Origin of the sequence: Promicromonospora sp. NPDC060204 (assembly GCF_042728455.1) — a bacterium.
In the GTDB taxonomy this organism is placed as follows: Bacteria; Actinomycetota; Actinomycetes; order Actinomycetales; family Cellulomonadaceae; genus Promicromonospora.
The window spans coordinates 1-3,071 of record NZ_JBHWZO010000414.1; the positions used below are offsets into that span (position 1 = coordinate 1).

The 3,071-nt window shown below is 71.0% G+C and carries 2 protein-coding genes; one reads left to right on the plus strand and one right to left on the minus strand.

Annotated elements, in window-relative coordinates; all coding sequences use genetic code 11:
• Positions 1 to 67 precede the first annotated feature (67 nt).
• The gene (locus ACFWEJ_RS28175) at positions 68 to 1,012 is read right to left on the minus strand and encodes an ROK family glucokinase (protein ID WP_377232469.1); all 945 of its coding nucleotides are present in this window, start codon (positions 1,010 to 1,012) and stop codon (positions 68 to 70) included.
• 165 nt (positions 1,013 to 1,177) lie between these two features.
• On the opposite strand from ACFWEJ_RS28175, the gene ACFWEJ_RS28180 reads away from it, so the two are divergent.
• The gene (locus ACFWEJ_RS28180; protein WP_377232470.1) at positions 1,178 to 3,010 is read left to right on the plus strand and encodes an AMP-dependent synthetase/ligase; all 1,833 of its coding nucleotides are present in this window, start codon (positions 1,178 to 1,180) and stop codon (positions 3,008 to 3,010) included.
• The last annotated feature ends 61 nt before the right edge of the window (positions 3,011 to 3,071 follow it).

Consider the following 3,071-nt stretch of genomic DNA (forward strand, 5'->3'; position numbering starts at 1 on the left):
TCACCCGGGTGATCTGAGGGTCTGACACGTTTCCCGGCCCGCTCGGGGCGGGCCTGGGAGGGTGCGGCTAGCGCCGGGCCAGGTCCGCCGCGCCGACGATGCCGGCCTCGTTGCCGTGCTCGGCCAGCTCGATCTTGGCCACGGGCCGGTGGCCCATCGCCGAGAGCTGCGCCTCGAAGCCGCGGCGCACCGGGCCGAGCAGCAGGTCGCCTGCCGCGCCGACGCCGCCGCCGATCACGATGAGCTCGGGGTCCAGCAGGGCCGCGACCGACGCGGAACCCTCGCCGATCCAGCGCCCGAGGGTCGCGAGCAGCTCGATCGACAGCTCGTCGCCCTCCTGGGCGGCCTCGGTCACCATCTTGCCGCGGATCTTCTCCGGGTCGCCGCCCGCGAGCTCGAGCAGGCGGTCCGCCTGGTCCACCCGGGCGACGGCGGCGTGCTGGGCGTCGCGCTCCAGGGCGCTGCCCGACGCGTACTGCTCCCAGCAGCCCTCGTGGCCGCACCCGCAGTAGTGGCCCTCCGGGACGACGCGCATGTGCCCGACCTCGGCCGCCATGCCCCACTTGCCGCGCACGAGATCCCGCTCGGAGATGACGGCGCCGCCCAGGCCGGTGCCGACCGTGAGCATGAGCATGTCGGTGGCCTCGCGGCCCGCGCCGAACCGGAACTCGGCCCAGCCGGCTGCGTTGGCGTCGTTCTCGACGACGATCGGCAGGTCGGCGTCCACGAGCTCGGCGACCTTCGCCGCCAGCGGGTACTCCCGCCAGGCGATGTTGGGCGCGAAGTTCACGGACGTGCGGTCAGGGCTCACGAAGCCGGCTGCGGCCAGGCCGATCGCCCCCACCTCGTGCTCCTTGACGAGCTCGTTGCACGCGTCCGCGATGGCCCTGTCGATGTGCGCGACGTCGTCGGCGTCGGTCTCCCGGCGCACCTGGGCGAGGATCTTGCCCTCCTCGTCGACGACTCCCACAGCGATCTTGGTGCCGCCGATGTCGACCCCGATGGCGTGCATTCGTCCTCACGTTCTCTCGTTGCGCGACGGCCGCGTGGACCGTCGAAAAGGGGGCTGCACCGAGAAGGTGCGCACACCCAGGGTAGCGACCGCGAGGAGTGCAACACGCGGAGTCCGTTTCCCGGTATCTTTGCAGGCACGGTCAGTACTGCCACTGGAGTCAGAATGGACGAGATCTTCAGCCCGATCCTCATCGAGCTGCCCCCCACCTCCAATCTCAACGATGTTCTCGCCGAGCGGGTCGGTGCCGGCGCCGACAAGCCGATGATGGAGGTTCCTGCGGGGAAGGGCGAGCCCTGGCGGGTCGTCAGCGCCGGCGAGTTCGACGCCCAGGTGGTCGCTGTGGCGAAGGGCCTGGTGGCCCACGGGATCGAGCCCGGGGACCGCGTCGGCATCATGTGCCGCACGCGGTACGAGTGGGCCGTGCTGGACTTCGCGGCGTGGGCCGCGGGCGCGGTGCCTGTCCCGGTCTACGAGACCTCCTCGGCCGAGCAGGTCGAGTGGATCCTCTCCGACGCCGAGGTGAAGCTGGTCTTCGCCGAGACCGCGGCCAACGCCGCCACCGTCGCCGAGGTGCGCGACGCGACCCCGCTCGTGACCGACGTGCTCGTCATCGACGACGGTGCGCTCGACGCGGTCGCGGCCGAGGGCGCGGACGTGTCCGACGACGAGATCGCCCGGCGCCGGGGCCTGTCCGGCCTCGACGACCTGGCCACGATCATCTACACCTCGGGGACCACGGGTCGCCCCAAGGGCGCCGAGCTGACGCACCGCAACTTCGCGTCGCTCGCCGTGAACGCCGTCGAGGCCGTGCCGGAGGTGTTCGCCAAGGAGGGCGGACGCACCCTCCTGTTCATCCCGATGGCGCACGTCTTCGCCCGCTACATCCACGTGCTCGCGGTGGCCGGCGGTGTGGTCACCGGGCACTGGGGCGACACGTCCACGCTGGTCGACGCGCTGGGCGAGTTCAAGCCGACCTTCATCCTCGCGGTGCCGCGGGTGTTCGAGAAGGTCTACAACACGGCGGAGCAGACGGCGGCGGCCGGCGGCAAGGCGAAGATCTTCCACTGGGCCACGGCGACGGGCATCGCGTGGTCGCGGGCGCTCGACACGCCGTCGGGCCCGGGGATCGGTCTGCGGCTGCAGCACGCGGTCGCCAGCGCGCTGGTCTTCTCCAAGCTGCGCGCCAAGCTCGGCGGGCGCGCGGAGTTCGCGGTCTCGGGCGGCGGCCCGCTCGGCGAGCGGCTCGGCCACTTCTACCGGGGCCTGGGCCTGAAGGTGCTCGAGGGCTACGGCCTCACCGAGTCGACCGCCCCGACCAGCGTGAACCGTCCTACGGCGACGAAGATCGGCTCGGTCGGCCTCCAGCTTCCCGGCTGCGGCGTCAAGATCGCCGCGGACAGCGAGATCCTGCTCAAGGGCCACCACATCTTCCGGGCGTACCACAAGAACGAGGCCGCCACGGCGGAGGCATTCACCGAGGACGGCTGGTTCCGCACCGGCGACCTGGGCGTGCTGGACGACGACGGGTTCCTCACGATCACCGGCCGCAAGAAGGAGATCATCGTCACGGCCGGCGGCAAGAACGTGGCGCCCTCGATGCTGGAGGACCGCATCCGCGCGCACGCCCTGGTGAGCCAGTGCGTCGTGGTCGGCGACGGCAAGCCGTTCATCGGTGCGCTCTTCACGCTCGACGCCGAGGGCCTGCCGGGCTGGCTCAAGATGCACGGCAAGCCGGCGATGTCGGTCGACGAGGCGCGCAAGGACCCCGACGTCCTCGCGGCTCTGGACGGCGCGGTGCAGCGGGCGAACAAGGCGGTCTCGAAGGCCGAGTCGATCCGCAAGTACACGGTGCTGGCGGGCGACCTGACGATCGAGAACGGGTACCTCACGCCCAAGCAGAGCGTGAAGCGGGCGGTGTTCCTCAAGGACTTCGACGCCGACGTCGAGCGCCTGTACGCGGACAAGAACAAGGACAGCCTGCACCTCCTCAACTGAGGGTTTGGGGCAGGGGGACACGACTTCGGTCGGTTGCTTCGAGATCGGTCCGACGATGGAC

Coding starts and splice junctions, on each gene's coding strand:
- ACFWEJ_RS28180 (WP_377232470.1), top strand. CDS start 1,178: ATGGACGAGATCTTCAGCCCGATCCTCATCGAGCTGCCCCCCACCTCC.
- ACFWEJ_RS28175 (WP_377232469.1), bottom strand. CDS start 1,012: ATGCACGCCATCGGGGTCGACATCGGCGGCACCAAGATCGCTGTGGGA.